The organism is Enterococcus quebecensis, assembly GCF_001730365.1.
GTDB classification, from domain to species: domain Bacteria; phylum Bacillota; class Bacilli; order Lactobacillales; family Enterococcaceae; genus Enterococcus_L; species Enterococcus_L quebecensis.
Map to the genome: position 1 here is coordinate 554,238 of NZ_MIKB01000001.1, position 25,870 is coordinate 580,107.

Annotated in this window: 19 protein-coding genes; 5 read left to right on the top strand and 14 right to left on the bottom strand. The window is 36.0% G+C overall.

Annotated features, from left to right (window positions below):
* Positions 1 to 154 precede the first annotated feature (154 nt).
* The 4 genes from BCR23_RS02495 to BCR23_RS02510 all read left to right on the top strand — a co-directional run bounded on the left by BCR23_RS02495 (position 155) and on the right by BCR23_RS02510 (position 5,204).
* A complete protein-coding gene (locus tag BCR23_RS02495; RefSeq protein ID WP_069633918.1) occupies positions 155 to 907 on the top strand; it encodes a DeoR/GlpR family DNA-binding transcription regulator in 753 nt (250 codons plus the stop codon).
* On the top strand, positions 904 to 1,818 hold the full coding sequence (gene pfkB / locus BCR23_RS02500; protein WP_069633919.1) for a 1-phosphofructokinase: 915 nt from the start codon (positions 904 to 906) through the stop codon (positions 1,816 to 1,818). Before BCR23_RS02495 ends, pfkB begins: the two co-directional genes overlap by 4 nt.
* Positions 1,819 to 2,284: 466 nt before the next feature.
* Positions 2,285 to 4,207 (top strand): PTS fructose transporter subunit IIABC, encoded by a 1,923-nt coding sequence (locus BCR23_RS02505; protein WP_069633920.1) that lies wholly within the window; start codon positions 2,285 to 2,287, stop codon positions 4,205 to 4,207.
* Positions 4,208 to 4,454: 247 nt separating this feature from the next.
* Positions 4,455 to 5,204 (top strand): SDR family NAD(P)-dependent oxidoreductase, encoded by a 750-nt coding sequence (locus BCR23_RS02510; protein WP_069633921.1) that lies wholly within the window; start codon positions 4,455 to 4,457, stop codon positions 5,202 to 5,204.
* Positions 5,205 to 5,254: 50 nt separating this feature from the next.
* Here the strand turns inward: BCR23_RS02510 and BCR23_RS02515 are convergent, their stop codons facing one another.
* From BCR23_RS02515 to BCR23_RS02540, 6 genes are all read right to left on the bottom strand, one after another.
* Positions 5,255 to 6,586 (bottom strand): hypothetical protein, encoded by a 1,332-nt coding sequence (locus BCR23_RS02515; protein WP_069633922.1) that lies wholly within the window; start codon positions 6,584 to 6,586, stop codon positions 5,255 to 5,257.
* A 194-nt stretch (positions 6,587 to 6,780) separates the two neighbouring features.
* Entirely contained in the window at positions 6,781 to 8,025 is a 1,245-nt protein-coding gene (locus BCR23_RS02520; RefSeq protein WP_069633923.1) for an MFS transporter, read from the bottom strand.
* 165 nt (positions 8,026 to 8,190) lie between these two features.
* Positions 8,191 to 9,558, bottom strand: coding sequence for an allantoinase AllB (gene allB / locus BCR23_RS02525; RefSeq protein WP_069633924.1), 1,368 nt, complete (start codon positions 9,556 to 9,558; stop codon positions 8,191 to 8,193).
* Between the two features lie 222 nt (positions 9,559 to 9,780).
* A complete protein-coding gene (gene allW, locus BCR23_RS02530; RefSeq protein WP_069633925.1) occupies positions 9,781 to 11,241 on the bottom strand; it encodes an allantoin permease in 1,461 nt (486 codons plus the stop codon).
* Between the two features lie 166 nt (positions 11,242 to 11,407).
* Positions 11,408 to 12,682, bottom strand: a complete 1,275-nt coding sequence (locus tag BCR23_RS02535; RefSeq protein WP_069633926.1) for an MFS transporter — start codon at positions 12,680 to 12,682, stop codon at positions 11,408 to 11,410.
* Between the two features lie 213 nt (positions 12,683 to 12,895).
* The gene (locus tag BCR23_RS02540; RefSeq protein ID WP_069633927.1) at positions 12,896 to 14,104 is read right to left on the bottom strand and encodes a pyridoxal-phosphate-dependent aminotransferase family protein; all 1,209 of its coding nucleotides are present in this window, start codon (positions 14,102 to 14,104) and stop codon (positions 12,896 to 12,898) included.
* Between the two features lie 665 nt (positions 14,105 to 14,769).
* Between BCR23_RS02540 and BCR23_RS02545 the strand changes: the two genes are divergently transcribed.
* The gene (locus BCR23_RS02545; protein WP_069633928.1) at positions 14,770 to 16,410 is read left to right on the top strand and encodes a PucR family transcriptional regulator; all 1,641 of its coding nucleotides are present in this window, start codon (positions 14,770 to 14,772) and stop codon (positions 16,408 to 16,410) included.
* Between the two features lie 57 nt (positions 16,411 to 16,467).
* Here BCR23_RS02545 and arcC read toward each other — a convergent pair whose 3' ends face one another.
* From arcC to allC, 8 genes are all read right to left on the bottom strand, one after another.
* Positions 16,468 to 17,406: a carbamate kinase gene (arcC, locus tag BCR23_RS02550; RefSeq protein WP_069633929.1), complete on the bottom strand. Its 939-nt coding sequence runs from the start codon at positions 17,404 to 17,406 to the stop codon at positions 16,468 to 16,470.
* 12 nt (positions 17,407 to 17,418) lie between these two features.
* On the bottom strand, positions 17,419 to 18,273 hold the full coding sequence (locus BCR23_RS02555; RefSeq protein WP_240482515.1) for an oxamate carbamoyltransferase subunit AllH family protein: 855 nt from the start codon (positions 18,271 to 18,273) through the stop codon (positions 17,419 to 17,421).
* A gap of 3 nt (positions 18,274 to 18,276) precedes the next feature.
* The gene (locus tag BCR23_RS02560) at positions 18,277 to 19,545 is read right to left on the bottom strand and encodes a YlbE family protein (RefSeq protein WP_069633931.1); all 1,269 of its coding nucleotides are present in this window, start codon (positions 19,543 to 19,545) and stop codon (positions 18,277 to 18,279) included.
* Positions 19,546 to 19,560: 15 nt separating this feature from the next.
* The gene (gene fdrA / locus BCR23_RS02565) at positions 19,561 to 21,318 is read right to left on the bottom strand and encodes an acyl-CoA synthetase FdrA (RefSeq protein ID WP_069633932.1); all 1,758 of its coding nucleotides are present in this window, start codon (positions 21,316 to 21,318) and stop codon (positions 19,561 to 19,563) included.
* A 102-nt stretch (positions 21,319 to 21,420) separates the two neighbouring features.
* Positions 21,421 to 22,470, bottom strand: coding sequence for an ureidoglycolate dehydrogenase (allD, locus tag BCR23_RS02570; protein WP_069633933.1), 1,050 nt, complete (start codon positions 22,468 to 22,470; stop codon positions 21,421 to 21,423).
* A 160-nt stretch (positions 22,471 to 22,630) separates the two neighbouring features.
* Positions 22,631 to 23,698, bottom strand: coding sequence for an ureidoglycolate dehydrogenase (gene allD / locus BCR23_RS02575; RefSeq protein WP_069633934.1), 1,068 nt, complete (start codon positions 23,696 to 23,698; stop codon positions 22,631 to 22,633).
* Positions 23,699 to 23,718: 20 nt separating this feature from the next.
* A complete protein-coding gene (gene allE / locus BCR23_RS02580; protein WP_069633935.1) occupies positions 23,719 to 24,504 on the bottom strand; it encodes a (S)-ureidoglycine aminohydrolase in 786 nt (261 codons plus the stop codon).
* A 21-nt stretch (positions 24,505 to 24,525) separates the two neighbouring features.
* A complete protein-coding gene (gene allC / locus BCR23_RS02585; RefSeq protein ID WP_069633936.1) occupies positions 24,526 to 25,752 on the bottom strand; it encodes an allantoate deiminase in 1,227 nt (408 codons plus the stop codon).
* Positions 25,753 to 25,870: the final 118 nt, after the last annotated feature.

A 25,870-nucleotide genomic window follows, 5' to 3' on the forward strand; every position in this document is an offset into this window, starting at 1 on the left:
TAAGCCAAAGAACAAACACCTTTGTCAACTGATAGAATTGTGCGCTTTTCCAGCACTAATGAACGTTTAAAATCATCAATGAACGTTTTTGACCGCTTTTGATTGCATCAGCGAATTTATTGTGCTATTATAATCAATGAAACGAGGTGTGAAAATGCTTACAGAAGAAAGACATCAAGCTATTTTACGTTTATTAGACCAGCAATCAGTTGTTAAATCACAAGAACTTGCTACTTTATTTAACGCTTCTGAATCAACGATTCGGAGAGATTTACAAGAATTGGAAGATGCTGAATTATTAGAACGTGTTCATGGTGGTGCCAAGCGAATTTTAAATTTAGGTTTTGAACAAGATATGACTGAAAAATCCGTCAAAAACACGCAAGATAAAAAAGCAATTGCTTTTCTAGCTTCTCAATTTGTTCACGACGATGATGTTATTTATTTAGATGCAGGCTCTACTACATTAGAAATGCTGCCTTTCTTAGCTGGAAAAAATATCACAGTTGTCACAAACTCAGTGCATCATGCAGCTAAACTTGGCGACCTAAATATCACTACAATTATTCTCGGTGGATCTTTAAAATTATCTACCAAAGCTATTATTGGTTCAACTGGGATGGAACAACTTAGCCATTTTCGCTTCAACAAAGTATTTATGGGAATGAACGGCGTCCATCTCGAATTTGGTTTAACCACGCCCGACCCTGAAGAAGCTGCTTTAAAACGTTTAGCTATTGCTCAGGCGGAAGAAGCGTATGTACTGATTGATCAGACAAAATTAAATAAAGTAACCTTCACAAAAGTGACTGATCTTGAAGAAGTCACACTTTTGACTAATCATTGTTCACCAGAATTATTGGAAAAATTCCAGAAAAAAACAACTATCAAGGAGGCCGTACAATGATTTACACAGTAACATTAAATCCTTCAATCGACTATATCGTTCATGTAGAAGGACTAAAATTAGGCGATTTGAACCGAATGACAAATGACTTTAAATTACCTGGCGGAAAAGGGATTAACGTCTCTCGAATTTTAAAAAGAATTCAAGCTGAATCAACTGCACTAGGTTTCTTAGGCGGTTTTACAGGAAATTTTATTTCTGACTGGCTGAAAAAAGAGGAAATTCAGACGAAATTTACATCTGTTCGTGAAGATACGCGCATCAATATTAAACTCAAATCTGAAACTGAGACAGAAATCAATGGTTTAGGGCCTGCTATCAGTAATGAAGAAATGCAAGAATTAAAACAAGCGCTAAGTATGGTTTCTGCTGGCGACATTGTAGTTTTATCAGGAAGTACACCTGCAACACTGCGCAAAGGTTTTTATGAAGAACTCATTCAGATTATTAAAGACAAAAAAGCCGAATTTGTTATTGATACGACTGGCAAAGATCTACTCAATGCATTACCGCAAAAACCCTTACTTATCAAACCCAACAATCATGAATTAGCAGAACTATTTGATGTTACGTTTAATTCTGCAGAAGATATCTTTCCATACGGGGAACGCTTATTAGAAAATGGTGCACAACATGTAATTATCTCCATGGCTGGTGACGGAGCTTTGCTTTTCACTAAAGATGGAACCTATCGTTCGAATGTACTAAAACGTCCGCTGAAAAATTCCGTTGGCGCTGGGGATTCAATGATCGCTGGTTTTGTAGGTACGTTTGCTAAAAATAATGATCCTGTGGAAGCTTTCAAATGGGGGATTGCGTGCGGCAGTGCTACTGCTTTTTCAGACGATCTAGCTTCGGTTGATTTGATCCATGAATTGATTTCAGAAGTGGAAGTTGAAAAAATCAACTAGTTTCACAGAAAAAAGATAACAATTAAAGGTTATGAAAACAGCTCAGGTGCCTTTTCTATCGAAACTAAACAAGATTACTACGCTTTTTATTATCTAGCTTCGCGGGCTACTCTCTCGGAAAAAAGATAAAAATTAAATGTGACAAAAAGCGTCACCTTCAATTTTTCCTATTTTTCTGTCGAGACTGAACGAGCTTACTACGCTTTTTACTATCTAGCTTCGCGGGCTATTCTCTCGGAAAAAAGATAAAAATTAAATGTGACGAAAAACGTCACCTTCAATTTTTCCTATTTTTCTGTCGAGACTGAACGAGCTTACTACGCTTTTTATTATCTAGCTTCGCGGGCTACTCTCTCGGAAAAAAGATAAAAATTAAATGTGACGAAAAACGTCACCTTCAATTTTTCCTATTTTTCTGTCGAGACTGAACGAGCCCGCTACGCTTTTAAATTTAGGAGGAAAAACAATGGATATCAAAGACTTACTTGTCAAAGACGTGATGATCATGGATTTACAAGCAACTGATAAAAAAGGTGCTATTGATGAAATGGTCCAAAAAATGTACGATGGTGGTAGAATTTCTGATATTGATACCTATAAACAAGGAATTCTTGCACGTGAAGCACAAACTTCAACTGGTCTCGGTGATGGGATCGCCATGCCTCATGCAAAAAATAGTGCGGTCAAAGAAGCAACTGTTTTATTTGCAAAAAGCAACAAAGGGGTAGACTATGAAGCACTTGATGGACAACCAACTTACTTGTTCTTTATGATCGCTGCTCCAGAAGGTGCCAACGATACTCATTTACAAGCTTTAGCTGCTTTATCTCGCCTACTGATTGATCCTGATTTTGTCGGAAAATTAAAGGACACAAAAACACCAGGAGACGTTCAAAACCTTTTCCAATCAGCGGAAGAAGCGAAAGAAGCTGAAGAAAAACGAGAACAAGAAGAAGAAACGGCCAAAAATAATCAAGAGACAGATCGTAAATTCGTTGTAGCTGTCACAGCTTGTCCAACTGGAATCGCCCATACTTACATGGCTGAAGATGCCTTAAAGAAAAAGGCAAAAGAAATGGGCGTTGATATCAAAGTTGAAACAAACGGTTCAGAAGGAATCAAAAATCGTTTAACCGCAGAAGATATTGCCCGTGCAGCTGGTGTTATTGTCGCCGCTGATAAAAAAGTAGAAATGAACCGCTTTGATGGTAAAGAGTTAGTTAATCGTCCAGTTAGTGATGGTATTCGTAAAACTGAAGAATTAATCACACTGGCAACTAATGGATCAGCTCCAATCTTCCATAGCTCTGAATCTGATAGTAAGGAAGATGACGGATCAGCAGAAGGTTCTGTCGGCTCAAGAATCTATAAAGACTTGATGAATGGTGTGTCACATATGCTGCCATTTGTTATTGGCGGTGGTATTGCTATCGCTCTATCATTTATGATCGATCAATTTATCGGTGTTCCTCAAGATCAATTGAGTCATCTCGGTTCTTATAATGAAGCAGCCTCTTGGTTCAATCAAATCGGTGGTGCTGCTTTTGGATTTATGTTACCTGTTTTAGCTGGATTTATCGCTTCTAGTATTGCAGATCGCCCTGGATTAATTGCTGGATTTGCTGCAGGTGCATTAGCCAATACAGGTGGAGCAGGATTCTTAGGCGCATTGATTGGCGGTTTCTTAGCTGGATATGTCATTGTGTTCTTAAAGAAACTCTTCAAAGGGTTACCAAAATCTCTAGATGGAATTAAGACCATTTTATTTTATCCAGTCTTTGGTTTACTGATTACTGGTGGTTTGATGCTTTTAGTTAATATTCCGATGAAAGTTATCAATGATGGGTTAAATAATTTCTTATTAGGACTTGATGGAACAAACGCTGCTCTTTTAGGAGCTTTACTTGGTGGGATGATGGCAATTGACTTAGGTGGCCCAATCAACAAAGCTGCTTATGTATTCGGTACAGCTTCTATTGCTGCTACCGTTACAGAAGGTGGAAGTATTATTATGGCATCTGTTATGGCCGGCGGTATGGTTCCTCCTCTAGCAATTTTCATTGCAACATTGATCTTTAAAAATAAATTTACTCAAGACCAAAAAGATGCTGGATTAACAAACTTAGTAATGGGCTTATCTTTCGTTACAGAAGGTGCAATTCCTTTTGCAGCAGCCGATCCATTACGCGTAATTCCAAGTTTTGTCGTTGGTTCAGCATTAGCTGGCGGTTTGGTTGGAGGATTTGGTATTCGCCTGTTAGCTCCTCATGGTGGCGTCTTCGTAGCTCTTTTATTAAGTCACCCACTTTTATACTTGGTGTTTATCGCAATTGGTGCCATCGTTTCCGCAGTTATTCTAGGAATTGTCAAAAAAACAGTTCCAAAATAAATCTTTAATAAATATAAAACTCAAATGGAAGAACCTCATTATCTTTCCATTTGAGTTTTTTTTCTATAAGAAATGAATATTTTATGATTATATTATTAGCATTTAAAAAAAATCTATATTAAAATTATACATAAGAAATGCGCATTCTTTACAAGTAAAAAAAAAATTTTCGTTGGAAAAACAATTGTTTTTGAAAATATTCAGAAAGGATAACTATAATGTTGTTTCATTATAGCGTTTTTTTATTATGAACAGATTATTAGGTAAAGTAATGTTAATCACAGAAAGCGCAAGTGCCATCGGTACTGCTACCGCTAAACTAGCTTCAAAGGAAGGTGCTATTGTTATTTGTGCTGTTCGAAATCTAAATGACATCGCTCCTCTTATTTCGGAAATAACACAAATCGGCGGAACCATATCCGCATTTCAACACGACATTGGTTCCATCCATAGCTGGCGAAAATTAGTTACTAGTACTATCAAAACATATGGAAAGATCGATGTATTAGTTAACAATGCAGGGATTTCTTCGCCTAAATTAATGTTAGATCTAACGATTGAAGATTGGAACAAAATTCAAGAGATCGATTTAAATAGCTTTACTTATAGCTTAAAAGAAGTCATTCCATTTATGATAAACAACAATGGCGGATCGATCATAAATGTCTCCTCTCTTGAAGGCTTAGTTGAGTTAACTGATGACAATCCCTATGGTGCAGTAAAAGATGTGATTCGCTCCCTGTCTCTTGATGCAGCCTTTGAATATGCTAAAAATAATATTCGAATAAACTCGATCTGCCCAGGTACTATTGAAACACCTATGATAGAGACTTCTTTTCCAAATATCAGACCTCAGTATAAAAAATCCGTTCAATTTCCTTATTTAGGAAAACCAAGAGATATCGCTAATAGCGTTATTTATTTAGCATGTGATGAAGCTAGCTTTATTACTGGCGCTAAAATGGTGATTGATGGGGATCGAGTGGCAATAGAATAGAGGAGGAAACAAAAGTAAAATCACTTTGTTTCCTCCTCTATTAAACTATTTTATTCACCGATATCATTCGTCTGATTAATCGTTTCTAAATAACTATGATCTAAAAATACGACGTGTAAATGATTCTTCGATTTCCTTAAGTCAAAACGTGTGGATAATTCTTTTTGCTTCAAATTACTGATATTTACATCAAACAATTTATCCCATAAAGCATCTAAAGGAACTTCTTTTAGTGCTTCTTTTGGCAAATAAAAGCGTAAGACTGAAACAAAATCATCATATTTTTCATCCAAAACCTCAATTTCCAAAAACTGACGTATATAAAACTCATACGCTGAAAGACCACCATCAATAGCCCTCTCCGGATTTAAAATGCGATAATTCATCATTTTCCGACTCTTTTCATCAATCCAAGGAAAGTAAGCTTGAGCATTTAATATTCCTTTTGTACGATTTTCTACATATTTATGACGGATATTATCATAACTTCTGGTAATAAAATATGTTGCATTCTTCTTTTCAACTGGCTGATAATAGTCATTTTGATATTGAACTGTTTGTGTCATATCTTCAGTAAAAGCATACTCAATATAGGGCGGACGCAACACCCCTGTTCCATTATTCCAAGCCAATTGATCATACCCCATCTGATCTCTAAACAGACGTTGATATTTTTGATTGACGGAATGATCCCACTTGAAGGGATTATTGAATAACGTCACTTTGATTACTTCATTGTTCAATTCAGTTACTGTTTCTACTTGCTGAACTTCTAAAAAAATTGGTTTAGGAATACGTTGAAAATACAAACTTGAATAGTACATTTTCCAACACGACGTCAAACACAACCCTTTAAAATAAATATCATAGCCAGCCAATTGATTGCAGTCTATAATCACCGCTTTTTTACTATTATACTGCTTAGGTAGTTTACTGATTTCATCTGCTTGTTCAAAGCTTCTCTTCTCAATACATTCAACATTATTATACAAGTATTCATCTAAAGATCGAATATAACAATAAATACCATTTTTAATCATTTTAGTATCACAATAGTCTTCGATCATCATTTGGTAGGCCAAAAAAATAGCACCATCTAGAATCGTTCGTTCATGAAGATTCAATTTAGAAATATGAAGTTGAAACTCTCCACCTGAACTGTTTACTTTGATCCATAGATTTTCTTCTTCTGTTAGTTGTTGAATTTGATGGGTTACTGTCCTTAAATCAAACTTTTGCATTTCTCCATCACCAAAAGTATAACTTTCTGGTATTGTTACAATGCGCAAAAAACTTAACCAATCAAAAATATCTTGTTTCAACTCTTCTAAAGAAATATCAGCCTGTTGAGAGACCATATATATTTTCTCTGTTTTTTTCATTTGCCCCACCTCACTCCTTAAGATAAGTATAACGAAAAAAAAGATAGACTTCATCTAATATACTTCCAGAATCGTAAAAGTTCGATAGTTCATCAAGTAAACAAGTTATTTCGATATGAATAAAGAAAAAAACACCTTATTTCTTTCAATTTAAAAAAATTTAAAAGAAGTAAAATGTTTTTTTATCTACAATATTACTGTTTCGTATTGTCTGTCTTCCAAGCAACTCGATTAATCAAATAAAACAATAAGGTACCAATCCCTATAATTAAAATTGCTAAATAAAACGCATAAATTTTTGATCCCGTAATATCAGAAATTTTCCCAGTAACCGATGGAACAATCACAGAAGCTGACATCCCAAAAAAATTAAATACCCCATACATCGTTGCAATACTTCCTTTGGGTGCTGATTCACCTAACCAAGAAATGATAATCGGCTCAACCGCTAATTTCCCAAAAAATCCATATGCCATAATACCGATAACCAAAATCGTTTGGTTTGTTGTCGTTACAGTTAAAAACAATACACTCGCTGCTAATAGTTCAAGAAAAATAATCAACTGAACTTTTTTGAGAGGTATCCCATCAGCAATCCTACTAAAAATAAGCGCACCTGGTATCGCAGTAAAAAAGACCAATGATGATGCCAAGCCTACTGAAGTTCCTGAAAAACCTTTCTCTGTTTCTAAAAAATTAGGTAACCATGTATCAATCAAATAATAGGTGTACAATGTTGAGAAATAAAGAATATAGGCTGAAATCATTCGAGGCTGGAACAATGCTTTGACTGAGATGTGTTTTTTCTCTTCTGGATCCATATGACTAATTATTGTTTTTTTAGGTTTTTCTAATCGAATATAGCGTAAAAACATGACAATCGCTAAAAGAATCCATGCAATCGTTGCAAAAATTAAGGTCTGCCATGGCAAGATTCCTGTACCAACCAGATAACTAGATGAAATCAAACCTAAACCACTGCCGATTGCTGTTCCACTATTAACAACAGCTGTTGCTAAGCTTCTTTTAGATACTGGTACATATTCTGCAGTCAGTGAATAGGCAACCCCATAATAAGTCCCACAACCTAATCCTGCTAAAACACTTCCTATAAAAACAATCCCAATATTTTGCGCCAGACCAACAACCAACGCTCCCAAACCAAATAATAAAAAACCAGGAATCAAAATTTGTTTTTTTCCTAACTTATCTACCAAAAGACCTGAAGGTATTTGCATACACACATACCCTAAAAAGTAAAAACTGGAAATGTGACCTAACTGAGCATCACTTGCACCACCAAAATATTCACTAATAATCGGATAAATAGGGGTCAAGATCGTTCGATATATCCAAATTACGATCCAGCCAATTGTTAGTATATAAATAATTTGTTTCCAGTAAGGAACGACTTTATTTTTTCCTTTGCTTTCATTCATATTTGACGTTCTCCTTTATAAAATCAAATCAACTAAATGACCCTCTACATTTAATTTCTTCCGAGAATAACGCAAGAATCTGCTGAATAAAAAAAGAAGAACAACCAGACAACAAAAATAGATATTTTCATGTCCGATTGTTCCTTCAATTCTTTATTAACTTGTTTATTTCTTGATAAATGCGCCAACGAAATCTGTTGAAACGCCCTCTTCTTGATTATAAATTACATGACCTCTTAAAATTGTCTGTACCACTTGAGCACCAATCTCTCGGCCAATGTATGGACTAATTTTATTACGATATTCCAAATCTTCTGCTTTTAATGTGTACGGTGCATTCGGTTTAATCAAAACGAAGTCAGCATCTTTTCCAATACTAATACGTCCTTTTTGATCTAAGTCATAACGATCTGCCGGATTTGCAGCGATAATATCGGCAAAATTTTTCAACGACAGCCCTCTTTTTTGAACACCTTCATCAAAAAGAACATCAACGTTATTTTGAACACCAGAAATTCCACCCCACGCTTCAAAAGCGTTGGTTTTGTCTTTTAAATCAGGCGTACATGGCGAATGATCCGATGTCACAAAATCAATTTCACCCGATAAGACTTTTTCCCACATGCCATTTTGATTTTCTTTGTCACGAATTGGTGGGGAACATTTAACAACAGGTCCAATTGCATCCAATTCATCCGTGTCAAAGTAAAGATAATGAGTACATGTCTCACATGTAACATCAACACCTTCTTCTCTTGCTTTAGTTACTTCTTCTACACCTTCTGGACAGGCAATATGACAAATATGGATGCGACAACCGGTTTCTTTAGCAAACAAGATTGCTCTACGAATTGGTTCTACTTCAGTAAAAACTGGACGGCTTGCAACATAGGCTTTCAATGTTGTTTCACCATTTTTGTAAGCAATTTCTCCTAATTTATCTGTAATTGCTGCATTTTCTGCGTGAATTGCCAAAACCTTACCTGTTTTAGCAACTTGTTTCATTCCTTCATAAAGAGAATAATCATCTACATTCATAAAATCGCCATCAATGCTGCGGTCACCACAGGTTGCCATAAAGCACTTGTACGCGGCTACTCCACCATCATTTAGCTCTTGAATCCCACCATTCAGATTAAACGGTACTAAGCCGCCAAATGAAGCAACATCTGATTTAAGTTTCCCTTGACCAGCATGATATTTTATTTCTAATGATTCACCATCAACGGTTGCTGGAACTTGGTTTAAAGGCATCTCCATAAATGATGTCACTCCACCTTTAGCACAAGAGGCCGTTCCAGTGATATATCCTTCCCATTGATCGCGGTAACCTCCGCCTGGATCAGTAATATGGACATGGGCATCTACCATACCGGGACTGACAACTAAACCGCTAGCATCAATTACTTTTTCTGCATTCCCTAAGTCATTGCCAATCGCTGTAATCAAACCATCTTTCACAGCAACATCGGTTTTAACCTCTCCTGACTCTAGAATAACTAAACCATTTTTGATCACTAAATCATAACTCATTCTCTCTCCTCCTAAATTTAAAAGCTTAACAGACTCATCTCAAAGTCTTTTTTCAAAGAGACTAGCCTGCGCAGCTAAATTAATCTACATAACAACGTTCTTCTTTGCTTCACTTTATACTTTTCAGCATCAACTCATAGTTTCGTTGCGTTTCTTAGCATAGTTCAAATTAAAAGTGTATGGAAGTATCCAGTCCAAACTTTAGCTCGCTCATAAACCTAATTATTTTTTATCTAAAAATCTGGTTAACACTAAATATAAACCAAAGGCTGATACAAAACCAGCAATCCACGAAATATCTGAAATCACTTTTAAAGCAGGGATAAAATTACCACTTAAACAGATGACTAATGCCACAATAGTCGCAACATATGCCGGCTTATTCAGCCCTTTATAAATATTATGACTATTATCTGCCTGTTGATCCATGTATAACTGGTTCAAGTCAATCTTCTGTTTCTGAACAAAATAGTAATTTGCAATCATCGTTCCAGCGACTGGTCCTAATACCGCACCAATCGTATTCAAGAAAATAAAAATACTAGCCGCATTCTCCATTAATTTCCATGGCATGATAAGAAAACTAATAACACTGGCAATCAAAACACCTTTTTTATAGTCAATCTTTTTAGGAAATAATGCGCACAACTGATAAGCAGCCGGAATAATATTCCCCGTTGCATTGGTTGAAACTGTAGTTAATAAGAACACTAGCATTGCAACAATAATTGCAAATGAATTATCCCAACGATCAACAATGTTTAGAATATTCCATTCTTGAATGCCATAACGAATCGAACCACCAATTAAAATCACTACACTTGAAAAAGCAAAAATACCGTAACCAACTAAAAAGCTAGCCGTTTGACCAATCGTTTGATCTTTCGTTGATTTTGCATTTTGAGTAAAGTCCGAAACACTTGCTCCAGGAGCTGCCCAGACCGCTAAAACCGAATTAATAATCATTAAATAAACAAATACTGGTGAAATATTATGTGCTGCACCTGAAACATCATAAGATAAAATCGGTCCCAATCCACCAGCTGCACCAATCGCCCAAATTGCCATACCACCAAAAACAATATAAATCAGCGGACTTAGAATGGCTGTGAACTTATTGAGAATATTCCCTCCACCAAGGCCAATCAGCATATTTACTACCCAAAAAAGAGTAAAGGCAAGCAAACCTGGAATAGAAATCCCAAAAATCATCGTATCCCCACCAAGATTTAAAAAGCCAGGCCATATTTTACCAATCAAAATCAATAATGCTAACGACCCAGTATAATTTTGTAATCCAAACCAAGCAATTGCAGCAACACATCCTCTAAGAAATCCTGGTAGTTTTGCACCAATATCTCCATAAGTTGAACGTAAATGAATAGCAAAGGGAATACCGTACTTTGATCCCGCCCGACCATTAAACGTCATAAACAACGCAACTGCCAATGCACTTATTATCAGAGCTAACATGATATTGATTGGAGACAGACCTAAAAATAAAAATCCTCCGACAGCTGTGTAATTGGGAATATTATGTACTGAACCCATCCACAGCGTAAAATAATTCAATTTCCCCATCATTCTTTTTGATAATGGCTTTGGAAGAAGATCTTCATTATAGCCACGCTCTCGATAACATTGAAGTTCTTCATCCGTGATTTGATAATCTTGGTTTTCCATAAGTTCGCCTCCTTTAAGCGCTTACAAGCACTAAGATTCCAAATAAGAATCTTTTTATTTACTGCTATTTCTAAAATAAAACAAATATGATGTGTTTAGTTTCTGTCCACTATATTTAGTTTCAGAAGCCAAACACATCATTATTTACTTCTCAGCTACTTAAAAATTATTCAGCAGCTTTCTTTTTTTTCAAATTTGCAAGCAAGAACAACGCTGTTCCTACTACTAATAAAATTACTGAAATGTAAAAGCCCATTTCTTTTGAACCAGTGGCGTCAGAAATTGACCCTGTTAATGTTGGTGCGATAACTGAAGACATCATTCCAAAGAAGTTAAATACGCCAAGTGTTGTTCCAATACCAACTTTAGGTGCATTTTCACCAAGCCATGAAATAATAATAGGTTCTACAGCTAGTTTACCTAAGAAACCATATAAAATCAAACCAATTAATAAAATAGTTGAATTTGTTGCTTGAACAGTTAACAGTAACATTACAGCTGCTAAGAATTCTAAAATCACGATAAACTGTACTTTTTTGTGCATAAATTTATCTGCTAAACGACTAAAGAATAATGCCCCTGGAATTGATGCAAATGCCACTAGAGAAGCGGAGAACCCAATAGCTGCTCCCTCAAACCCTCTTTCAGTTCCAAGGAAGTTAGGCAACCAAGTAACTGTCATGTAGTACGCATAACAAGTAGCAAAGTATAAAATATAAGCAAATAACATTTTTGGTGCAAATAATTTTTTCACTGAAACATGTTCTTTTTCTACAACAGGCTCCTCATTTTTTGCAGCTTCAGCTGCTTCTTCAGCTTCTGATTGTGCTAAAAATTCAGCATCCTCTTTATTATTACGAATAATTGCAGTAAACGCTACTAACATCACAACGATCAATGCTACTGAAATATACATCATTGTTTGCCATGGGAATTGTAGTTGGACAACTAAGAAACTAGATAAAATCAAACCTAATCCTGATCCAACTGCTGACCCACTATTTACGATAGCAGTAGAAAAACTTCTTTTTTCTTGCGGAATGTTTTGAGATGTTAGTGAATACGCTGAACCATAGAAAGATCCACACCCTAAACCTGCTAAAACACTACCAAAATAAATCATTGAAATGCTTGTTGCTTGAGAAATTAAGAAAGCAGCAATCCCAAAAACAATGAATCCTGGAATCAATACTTTTTTCTTTCCAATCTTATCAACTAGAAATCCTGCTGGGATCTGCATCGCAACATAGCCAAAGAAATAACAAGTAGAAATAAATCCTAACGCCGTATCAGAGATATTTCCACCTAGTGACTCATTAATTTGCGGATAGGCAGGTGAAAGAGCTGAACGATACACCCAGATTGTTACCCAACCAGCACATAATAAAATGACAATTTTTTTCCAATAATCCATTCCTGAACTCTTAACTTTTGCATCCATGTTTTTTCCTCCAAATGTTATTTTTTACATGAAAAAACGTAAGAAAGGTTTGTGCAATTTACGTTCTACCCATATACTCAAACAACTTCTTTATTCGCCTTAATTGTAAGCGTTAGCAAACTTTCACGCATCATTATTTTTCACAAACTTGTCAAAACGTTTGTGCAAAACGAACAATCACTGTTCTTTCACACAAACATTTTGAATGTAAAACTATTTTTTGTAGACGTTCAACGCTGCTTTAACTGCTTCACCTTTAACAATATCGGCACCATAATAATTAAGAGCACCTTCCAATGCTGATAATACATGAAGAACATTGGACTTTCTACTGCTATAACCCATATTTCCAATACGCCAAACTTTTCCTTGCAATGCACCAAATGAAGAAGCAATTTCTACACCAAATTCATCTAACATCAATGCACGAACTTTTTCACCATCGATTCCTTTAGGAATCATAATTGGCGTAACTGTTGGCATTTTAGTCGTAAGATCACCGTAGAAACCCAACCCCATAGCTTTTATTCCAGCAACGATTGCTTGATCATTTTGAGCATGACGAGCGTAAACATTATCAATGCCTTCTTTAATCAACATTCTTAATCCTTCATGCAGTCCGTAAATCATACTTGTGGCTTCAGTATGATGATTAATTCGTTCTTCACTCCAATAACGTTGAAGTTGGCTCAAATCAAGATAATTACTGCTAATATGATTTTCATTTCGGATGTCCTTACTTAAACCTAATTCTTTTTGATAACGAGAAGTTAAAACTTTTTCTACTTTATCGTTATAAGTAATCAATGACAAACCTGAAGGTACACTCACACATTTTTGTGTTCCAGCGATAGCAATATCTACACCCCAAGCATCAACTTCAATCGGTACACCACCATATGTAGCTACCATATCAACGACAAAGAAAATGTCATTCGTCTGACAATGTTCACCAATTTTTTCCATTGCTTGCATCTGACCATTGGCTGTTTCACCGTGAACCATGGCTACAATTTTTGGTTGTACTTTTTTAATTTCTTCAATTACTGTTTCTTGTTCAAATGGCGCATCCCATTCTTTTTCAAGATAGTGAATATCTGCTTTTGCACGTTCACAAATTTCACCTAAAAGATAAGCAAAACGACCGTAAACTGGAATTAGAACTTTATCTCCTGGTTCAATCAAAGCAATCAATGCTGCCTCTAAACCAGAGCGTGACGTTCCATCAACCGCAAATGCTTGCTTATTTTTAGTACCAAAAGGAATCTTGATCATTTCTTTTACTTCGTCCATAATATTTAAAAAGGCTGGATCAAATTGTCCTAAAATAGACGCCGACATTGCTCTCAAAGCTACTGGATGAGCTTCTACTGGTCCCGGAGTCATGATTGTTCTACTCGGTACCGTTAATTCTGAAAACATAACTATTCCTCTTTTCCGTTTTAATTTCATCCTACCCTTATATCTAAAAAAATCATTGTCACTTTTGAATAAAAAATTTGATTTTTCAGTTATTTCGCACAAAACACCCTTGAATCTGCATGCGCTATCATTTAGAATAGAAGTGGCTATATTCATATGCTAGATGTTACCATTCAATATGTCAAGAATTGATATAGCTTAGCAACAGAAATCGAGCATATCTACTTAGCAAATTAAAGAGAAAAACTCTGTTTTTATTGAAGCTGAACGAGCCCGCTACACTTTATTTTATCTAGCTTCTAGGGCTAACCTCTCGGTAAAAAGATAAAATCTGTCTGTGACTAATATCGTCACATTCATATTTTCCTATTTTTCTGTCGAGGTTAAACGAGCCCGCTACGCTTTATTTTATCTAGCTTCTAGGGCTAACCTCTCGGTAAAAAGATAAAATCTGTCTGTGACTAATATCGTCACATTCATATTTTCCTATTTTTCTGTCGAGGTTAAACGAGCCCGCTACGCTTTATTTTATCTAGCTTCTAGGGCTAACCTCTCGGTAAAAAGATAAAATCTGTCTGTGACTAATATCGTCACATTCATATTTTCCTATTTTTCTGTCGAGGTTGAACGAGCCCGCTACGCTTTTAAGTTTAGGAGGAAATCAATTGACTGTATTAGAAGATTTATTAAAAATTCCAAGATTTTCCGATTTAAAATTATTAACGAATCCTACCAAGGCTACTACAATTGTTGAAAGTATAGAAATTTCTGAAACACCTGACGTAGCGAATTTTATTCCAAAGAAGATTTTTCTTTTAACAACAGCAATGGTTTATAAAGATAATCAAAAAGACTTAATTTCATTGATTGATTCTTTAAAAGAGCAAGAAGCTGCCGGCATCGGTATAAAGGTCGGTCGTTTTATTGAGGCAATTGACCCGGATGTTGTAGCATATGCAAATAAAATTAATTTTCCCATCGTTCAGATTCCCAATACTCGGCCTCTAGGCGCCTTGTTACATCAACTGTTGAATTATTTATGGGATACTAAAACAGAGCAGTTAAGTTATGCTCTAGATATTCAAAAACGCTTTTCTAATTTATTGATACATGATGTGAGTATTGCACGTTTTATTGCAGATTTTGGAAAAATGATCAACACTCCAGTCATTTTAGTAAGCCCTTATCGCAAAGTAATTGCTCACTCAAAACATTTTACTCAAACCTCAAAACCTGCTGAGTATTACGTTGAACAACTAGTCAATAAATATGATAGTTGGATCGAAGATAGTAATGCATCATTCATGATCAAAGATTTAAATCAAGCTCCACTGCAAATTGCCGGATTTTCAGTAACAGTAAATAGTTATTTTCCACACCATTTATTGATCTTAAATCCAGAACAAGTTCCTTATCCAATGTCAGAATTTGCTGTTGAACAGGCTTGTTTAGTTTTATCGTTTATGCTGTATAAAAATCAAAAAATTCAGGAATCTCTGGATTTTCTTAAAAGTGACTTTTTAAGCCAATTGATTGAGTATCAGCAAACCCCTCATCAATCTAGACGTGATTGGCTTGACTTAGGAGCAAACTACGGGCTAAAGAAAAGTACACAGTATCAAATTGTTTATGCCGTTTGTAGTCAAACCACGACTACAGAAACGAAGATTAAGTATCAAAAAGAAGAAAGCGATGTGGCCTTTCAGTGGCTACATGAAACTTTACCTCTCAAAATCAAACATATTAGTATCTTTAAAGTGAAAAATACAAATCATCTCGCTATTTTGATCCAAAGTAAAGTGGAAGATTTGGAGACAATTTTAAATGAAACTTCTTTAGGTTTATCTGAAAAATTACCGATTAGATTGACTTTTGCTATAGGAAATCTGTATGAAACTGCTGAGCAAATCGCCAATTCTTATATTGAAGCGAAAACGGCTTATGAAGAGATGTTGACCATGACCAGCATTCCTTTGACTCATCGTTATCATCCTAAAGGAATGAAAAGTCTATTCGAAAGAATGAATCTTGAAGATGTACACTATTTCTGTGAAACAACATTAAAAGAACTTGCTTATCCTGTAGAAGATTCATTTATCGAGCTTCGCAAAACATTACAATGCTATTTAAGTTTTCAATGTGAAATTTCAAAAACAGCGAAAGAAATGTATTTACACCGTAATACCATCAAATATAGAATCGATCATTGCGCCAAATTACTCGGAAAAAACATTCAAGATCCGACAAATAGTTTAAATATACGTTTAGCTTTAGAATTATCTGAACGTTCTAATAACCATCAATAAATAAAATAGAAGTTGAAAGGAGCTTTATCACTCCGTTTCAACTTCTATTTTTGATTTTTAACCTGTAATTCTTGTTCCAGCTCTACCTAATAATGCTTGGTCAGCTTCTTCTAAAGAGCAAATAATTGCTGTTTTGCCTTGTGCAGCAAATGCAGTAGCAGCTTCCATTTTTGGTCCCATACTACCGTCTGCAAAATGACCTTCATCCATATATTGCTGTGCTTGTTTCACTGAAATCGTTTCTAATTTTTCTTGATTTTCTTTACCATAGTTGATATAAACATTACTCACATCTGTTAACATCATAAAGACGCTTGCATCGATTTGTTCTGCTAGTTTTTTACCAGTACGGTCTTTATCAATAACAGCTTCGATACCATTTAATAAACCATCTTCATTGCGAACAACAGGAATTCCTCCGCCTCCGCCAGCAATCACGATTGTATTTTGGTTTAATAGATTAACAATTGCATCTACACCATGAATCGCTTTTGGTTGTGGTGAAGGAACAACACGACGATATCCACGACCAGCGTCTTCCATCATCACCCAGTTTTTTTCTTGCTCCATTTGTTTTGCTTCTTCTTCTGAATAGAACACTCCGATTGGTTTATTCGGATGATCAAATGCTTCATCATCAGCTGAAACTTCTGTTTGTGTAAGTAATGTAATAACATTACTTGTTAAACCTTTTGTTTCCAGTGAATTTTTCAAGCTTTGTTCTAGCATATATCCAATAAATCCTTGTGATTCAGCATTACAAACGTCTAATGGAAACGGTGGAACCACGTCTTTTGCTTCTTCATTTTGTCTTAAAATGTTTCCAACTTGCGGTCCATTTCCATGTGTTAAAACGATCTCATAATTTAATTCTTCGATTTTTGCAACTAACTCTGCACTAACTTTCACATTATCTAATTGTACCTCAAGTGTTGCTTCTTGGTTTGGTTTTAAAATTGCATTGCCTCCCAATGCAATCACGACACGATTTGCCATAAAAATCCTCCTTTATTTAGTGCTGAAAAATTTGATTGTTGTTAAAAAGCCTGCAAGTAAATCCACACCTGACGTATGACCTACTTTGATTATTGCTTCAACGGATGATTCGATCTGTTCTTGTCTACTATCTGTCAGTAATACATCAACTAACTTGATAACTGGTTCACTAAAACGCATTGATAGTGCGCATAACAAATAATGCTTGCTGATGTCTGTTGTCACAGACTGCTCTGATAACAGTTCAGTAAGTAATAGCTGATTTAATATAGAATTTTCTTTATCTAATAAAAGTCTTGCTGCTAGATGTCCAACAATCATATCATCCCCAGATGGTGTTAGACCCAAACCTCTCCCCAAAAGAAAATCTAGTGCTGATTTTTGCTGAATCTCATCTTCAGAACACAATTGGTAAAGCTCTTCTTTAAATGGGTTTTCATCTTCCAAAAACTTAGCTAAAGAATGTTGGCTCCCAGTTTCTTTCACTAGTGTGTTTGTATATAAAAACAACCTTTTTTGACTGTTTTGCGAGAACTCTCCCATTATTTCCATTGTGGATGAATAGCTTTTTCCATGCGTTAGCAATAAATGATTTGTAGAAAAATGTAAACACTTTCGTTCCCAAATAATTTGTTCACCAATCTTAATTGTTGATAATAATTGTGAAAAATCATTTGATTGTAGATAAATACCATTCGGCATAAAAGGATAGTTAGTGGTCGTAATGACCACTAACTGTTGTTTCCTCTCATCTTGAATATTAAAACTATTTTTATATTTGCTATGAACATACCATTTTTGTCTTTCAACGTTATCCGTCAAAAGGACTTGATCAATAAAACAAGCGTTAACAAACAATATCTTCACCTTTTATTCTGTAAAACCTAATTTTTTTGCATACGCTAATACAGCTTTTTCAAAACAATCGATCGGCGGTGTTACTGTTCCTGCACCGATTTGGCCTAACCCAGCTTTTTTATTAGCAATCCCTGTATTGATTACAGGTAGAATTCCAGTTTCTACAACTTTTCTTGCATCGATACCAAGGCAAATCCCTTTGAAGTCCCATGTTGGAACCGGGAAATTCGGGTTACTGTCGATACAGATTTCAGTCATCTCATTACTTGTATTCAAGGCATCATAGAACCCACCTGAACCAACAAAACGAGTAACCGCTGGTGCTGCAATCATTGCCATACCACCAACACCAAATGTTTCAGTAATTGCGCTATCCCCCATATCAGGAGCTGCGTCTGCTTCACTAAAGCCAGAGAAGTATAATCCTTGAGGTGTATTTACTGGACCTGTGAACCACTCATCACCCATCCCAGCAATACGAATACCGAATTCATAGCCATTTCTACACATAGCCGTAACGATCGTTCCTTCTTGAATTTGTCTTGCTCCATCCATTACAGCTTTAGATGATGCCATCATGATATTTAGGAAATACTGATCTGTATCAGCTAAGAATTGAACAACTTCTTCACGTTTGGTTTGATCAATCTCTGTTAAACCAACAATGATCGGCGCCATTTCTTTTAAGAAAGCTAATGATGCAGCAATATTACGTTGGTGGAACTCATCACCCATGGCGATTGCTTTAGCCACTAACACATTGATATTTAAACCATCTTCTTTTGTTTTTAATGCAGCACTTAACACAGGTGCCAAAGTATCTCTCATCCATCTTAGACGATTGATTACTTCATCAGAATACGCGCCAAAACGTAAAACTGCGCCAATCCCTTCATTCATTGTACAAAAGGCACGGTTGCCATCTGTTTTGTTTTCAACAACTAAAACTGCCATGTTAGCTGAAGTGATTCCGCCCATTGGTCCAACGGCGTCCACATGATGACATGGAATTAGTTTCACTTCGCCTGATTCCAACATTTTTCTTGCTTCTTCTTCTGTTTCACACCATTCTTCAAATAACGCTGCTCCTACGCAAGCACCTTGAATTGGATCAACCATTTTATCATAAGTAATTGGTGGTCCTGCATGAAGAAGTACTTTACCTTCATTCAATTCTTTGATTACTGATTTTGCTGGGACTACGTCTAATAAGAAAGGAGATCCAGCAACGATTTTTGCTGCTACTGCTTGATTTGCTTCATCAATTGTTTTGTATACCATTTTTGTCATCCTTTCTTATTTACCTAATTCCACTTTATTTAAAAATTGTAATGCTTTTTGCAATGTGATGTTTCCACCTGCAACTGGTTGCCAGTCATACTGAACGACTTTGCCACCGTGATTGATAATTGCTTCTGAGAAACTACGTAAACCAATATTGATAAATCCTTGATTCGTCAATAACGCTAACATCGCATCTGTTGGTTCAATTGCAACTGGTGTTACCGCTGCTTGTGCTTCAATTGCTTTATCCGTTTGAGTTAATGGATGATCTAAAATAGCTAAAGCTAAACGAACTGCTTGAGCATTACTATCACAAAGAATCACACCTGCATCTTTCATGATTGTTTCTTGTTCATGAATATTTTGAGGATCTTCATCCGTTCCAACAATTGTACTAATCACAAATAATTCTCTTCCCTCAGAAGCGGCTTTTGCTTTGATCTCTTTAATCGTTGGTGCCAATTCTTGTGCCATATTCGCATGCGAACCATAACCTAAAACAACATCTAAAAGGATAATTGCTGTTTCTGGATCTTTGCCTGCTTCTTCCAACATTTCTTTACGTTTTGTCGGATCAATCATTGGATGAGGTTTTCCTTGTGTATAAACATCGTCACCTAAATCAATGATTTCATGTCCTTGATTTTTTAAGATAAAACCTTCTGGTGCATGTTCGTCACCAGTTAATGCTAAACCTTCTTTAATCAACATCGCAGCCTCATAAGCAAGAGTTCCACCAGAGTATAAGCCTTTGACAAATTTTTGTTCTGGTTTAAATGAATGTGCAGGAACTGTTAATGTTTCTTTTACAGATTGGACAGCTTCTTTATTTAGTAATTGAACAGCAATTTGTGCTGCTTCTTCTAATGTGTATGCACGATAAAGATTTTCTTCATGAGAAGAAGGTTTTTCACCTAAGAAAATTGTTACTGCGGGTTTTGAAATACTTCTCAATAAGTTTAATACTTCATCACGAACTTCTGGTGCAGGTGGCTTAGAGATTACTACTACCACTTCTGTATTAGGATCTTTTTCCAACGTCATAATGCTGTCTTTTAATGTAATTCCGCCAATTTCAGCTTTTAAGTCACGTCCGCCAGTACCGATTGCATTCGTCACGCCGCCGCCTAATTTATGGATAATTGTTGTTACTTCTTGAATCCCTGTTCCAGATGCGCCAACAACACCGATTTTCCCTTTACGAACAGCATTAGTGAACGCAACTGGAATACCATTAATGATACCAGTACCACAATCAGGTCCCATTAATAAAAGACCTGCATCATGTGCTTTTTCTTTTAAGCGTTTTTCATCTTCAATTGCTACATTATCACTGAAACAAAAAACATGTTTTCCTTCGTCTAAAGCTTTTTCAATTTCAAGTGCTGCATGTGTACCAGGAATAGAGAAAACCGCAACACCAGCATCTTTGCCTAGTTCAAATGCTTTATCCCAAGTTTTTGCGACTTCTTCACCCGCTCCGTCGCCGCCGCCTTTAGTTTGTTCTTCTAAAAACACATCGATTTCTGTTAACACTTGATCGATCAATGAATCATCTTCAATATCTAAAACGATTACCATATCGTTAGAAGATGCTTTTTCCAGCTCATCTGTGTACAAACCGCCAGTTTTAAAGATATCTTTATTAGCTGGTGTCCCCATCATTACAGAAACGTTATGAACGCCATCAATTGTATTTAATTTGTTTGTTAATAGCATCAATACAATAGAATCTTGATAGCTATTCGCTTTAATAATTGTGTGCAGCATTGAAATTCCTCCATTTGTTTAAAAATATAGCAAGCTCGCTTAGTCTTGACTGAAAAAGCAGTAGCTAACCCGCCTAGCTAGATAATTTATTTTGAAAAAAGCTTATTCCGCAAACTTATTTTTATGATCGTAACGATCATAATGTATGTCGTCACTGATTAGATATTCGTAGATGTCGTCTACGATTTCAATTCCATTTTCTTCGTAATTTTTTTCACGTTCTCGTCCTCGTTCTCCTGGATAATTAACTTCTTTAAATCCTGGACTTGGACTGATTTCTTTTAGTTCATCCAACATTGTTGAAATATTTTTTTTGAAAACATCTAATCCAATGAAAAATTCTGGATTAATAACTATATGAAGCTGCCCCAACTCACGACCTTTAGATAAATCATGATACATAGAAGAAACGTGTTTACCAAATGGCACTCCTAATAAAATACCCGATAAAATATCTACCATCATCATCAAGCCATAACCTTTTGGTCCTGCAATCGGTAATAAAGCGTTAACTGCAGTGGAATCTGTCGTAGGGTTTCCTTTGGCATCTACTGCCCATGAATCTGGGATTGATTCTTTTTTAGAACGAGCATGAAGAATTTTCCCCCAAGCTTGAACTGTTGTTGCCATATCAAAAGTGATTATACGATCATCATTACTTGGTGCTGCAAAAGCAATTGGATTCGTGCCAAAATAAGGTTCACTTCCACCAAAAGGTACAACCATTGGATCAGATTGACAAACAGAAAGAGCGACCATATCTTGTTTTGCTGCCATTTCCACATAGTAAGCAAGCGCTCCACTATGAGAAATATTACGGACACCAACAACGGCTACACCATTTTTTTTCGCCATTTCAATTGCATGGTCCATTCCCCTCTTGGCACCAACAAAACCAGAACCATTATCGCCTTCAAACATACCGCAACTAGGTGCTGTTTGTTCAAAAGAAAACGTGGGATCGTTTGTGATACCGCCTTTTGCAATTCTTTCTGAGTAGTATTCGACACGCATTGCTCCATGGGAATGAATTCCTCTAGCATCTGCAAAAGTCAAAACATCACTTACGATTTCTGCATGTTCCTCTGACAAACCAGCTTTTTGTATTTTATTTTTAATCAGCTGATGTAACTCTGCTTTTTTTACTCTCATTGTGGAGCACCTCCTTATTTAAAAAACTGAACAGGCTAAGCTGTGAAGCTAGATAACATACGATAACAACCTTACGCTTCACAACACCTTGTACCAAGAAACATCAACGCCTAACGTCATTGTGTTTCTTGGCATGTTTCAAAGCTAAACAAAGTAACATTTATTTCTTTTCACCAAAAGCATTTGTATTCTCATAACGGTCATAATGTAGTGTATTACTCTTTAAATAATCATAAATATCTTTGACAATTTCAATACCATCTGTCAATGATTTTTCATAATTGATTTGATTGATTTCTCCTGGATAATAAACTTGTTCAAACCCATCTGCTGCTGGAATTGCATGTAGTTCTTCCACCATTCCGTCAACTGATTCTTTAAACATATCTAAATCAGTGAAACGTTTTGGATCAATCAAGATATACATTTGACCTACATCACGTCCTTTAGTTATGTCATCATACATAGAAGAAACATGTTTACCAAACGGTAAGCCTAAAAGCATTCCAGATAAGATGTCTACCATCATCATCAAACCATAACCTTTGGGTCCTGCAATTGGCAATAGCCCATTGACTTTATGAGGATCAGTTGTTGGCTTGCCATCTTTATCAACTGCCCAAGTATCAGGAATCTCTTTATTTTTAGAGCGCGCATCCAACACTTTGCCCCAAGCTTGAACCGTTGTTGCCATATCAAAAACAATTGGCTCATGGCCTTTTCTTGGTGCTGCAAAAGCAATTGGATTCGTACCAAAATAGTTTTCTTTTCCGCCAAAAGGTACAACCATTGGATCAGACTGACACATTGCAATTGCGATCAAATCTTGCTGAGCTGCTTTTTTCACATAATAAGATAACGCTCCACTATGGCTGATTTTAGAAATTCCAACCACTGCTACACCAGATTTTTTTGCCATATCAATTGCGTAACCAAGTCCAACATCTGCAACAAATTGTCCCGCACCATTTTTACCGTGAACGATTCCTGAACTTGGTCCAGTTTCTTCAAATTCGATTTTAGGATCAAGCGTTACGCCACCTTTGTCGATTTGTTCTGCATAATATTCTACCCTAACTGCTCCATGAGAGTGGATACCACATGCATCTGCAAATACCAAATGTGTCGCCACTTCATTTGCATGCTCTGGTTTTAAACCAGCTGTTTCTAATTTTTTTTCGATTAAATCATGCAATTCTTCTGGTTTCACTAAAACAGTTTCATTCATTCTTAAACTTCCTCTTCAAATTAGATTTCTGGATCACGGTTACAATCTTTTGAATAAACGTACATTAATGGTTCATCACGTCCCACAGCATAAGCAGCTTGTTGTACATATGAACTCATAAAGATGTAATCCCCTTTTTCGACTGGCATCCATTCGTTATCTAAGTTGTACATTCCTTGTCCAGAAAGTAAGTATGCACCATGTTCTTGATAATGGGTCTCAATATAGCCATGACTTGCTCCTGGTTCAAAGGAAAGAATATGGAAGTTCATATCAAATCCTAAATCCTTTGGTAAAAAGTCCCACAGAAGAACATCTTTCATTCCTTCATATTCGATTGGTTCCATGTCATTGACATTACCGACTACTTTGTGAGCTTCGTAGCCTTCTAATGGTTGATAGCGTTTTTTGTACAAGAAGATTTCTGTATCAGTATCTTGACCATTTTCTAAATACATTAATGTGCTAGCTGGCAAATAAGCATAGCCGCCTTTTGTTAATTCGTGGGTTTCTTTTCCGTCATTGACTTTTAAAACACCATCGATAACATAAACGATTGTTTCTACACCTTCTCCACCAAAGCCTCGTTGGTTTTTACCATCTTTGTGCATCGTAATGATATAATCTACAAAATTTGCTCCTAATTGTTTAGAGCCTAAAATTGAACAATCACAGTTCTCAAAACCAGGAATCACGTTGTTTACTAGTCCATCATGAGGAATCAACGCATAATTATTTTTTTTGATCACTGCTCTAGATGACAACAAACCATCCAGATAACCAGTTTGATTATTTTTATACCCCATTTTACACTTTCCTACCTTCTATTATTTGTATGCTAATTCATATAGAGTGCTAGCTAATACTTTAACCCCATTGACTAAGTCGTCTATATCTGTTGCTTCTGCCGGATTATGGCTGATACCGTTGATACTTGGTACAAAAATCATAGCTGTTGGGAAATTCGGCGCGATGATTTGAGAATCATGTCCAGCCCCACTGTGCATTACTTTGTATTTCATATTTTCAGATTTAGCTGCAGTTTCAATAGCCGAAACGATGTCTTCGTTCATTGGTACAGGCGCTTCATCCATCCATAAATCAATATCAATTTCTAAACCGTGTTCAGCCGCAATTTTTTTCATTAATTCTTCGATTTCTTTTGTAAAGGCATGAAGTTCTCCACTGTCAGTATGACGGCAATCCATTGTAAACAACACTTCACCAGGAACAACATTTACTGTGTTAGGTTTAGGTTCAACTTTACCGAAAGTCAGTACTAATGGGTCACCAACTTCTAACGCACGATCGATAGCTTGTGAACAAATCTTAGCAAAACCATATACAGCATCTTTACGATAGCCCATTGGCGTCGTACCAGCGTGATTGGCTTCACCTTTTAATACAATCGTGTAACGTCTTTGACCAGCGATATTATTAACAACACCAATTTGTAAGTGTTCTTTCTCAAGTACTGTTCCTTGTTCAATGTGGATCTCTACAAATGCTTTAATATCATCTCTTGGTGCTTTACTTTCATCTCTAAAGTCAAAACCATGACGTTGCATTTCTTCAACAAATTTTAACCCTTCAAAGTCAGCGATTTCAATAACATCTTCTCTTTTCGCTTCACCTACAAAGTTTTTGCTTCCCCAGAAAACAGTTGGGAAACGACTTCCTTCTTCTTCAGCCATTGAGATGACTTCTAATGAACGTTTTGGTTTACCGTGTGTTTCTAATAGATACTGGATCGCAACATAAGCTGCAATAACACCAAATTGTCCATCCAAGTTCCCACCATTTACAACTGTGTCAATGTGAGAGCCTGATAAAATCGTTTCTTCTGGATGTTCTGTCCCTTCTACTCTTCCAAAGAGGTTGCCGATTTCATCAAATGAAGCAGTCATACCGATAGCTTCCAAATTTTCTTTCACAGTTTTTTGTGCTTCCAACCAAGAATCAGAATACAATAAACGTGTCATTCCACCTGTTGGATCGTTGCCAATATTAGATATTTGATCAATATTTTCCTGTAAAACTTTTTTTAAATCCATTTGATACATCTCCCTCTTTTATTATCATAACCATTGTAAGCGGTTGCCAGTTTTCATACACTATCCATATTTCACAAATTAACTACTATCTTTGTGCGCATTAAACATAAAGACTGGG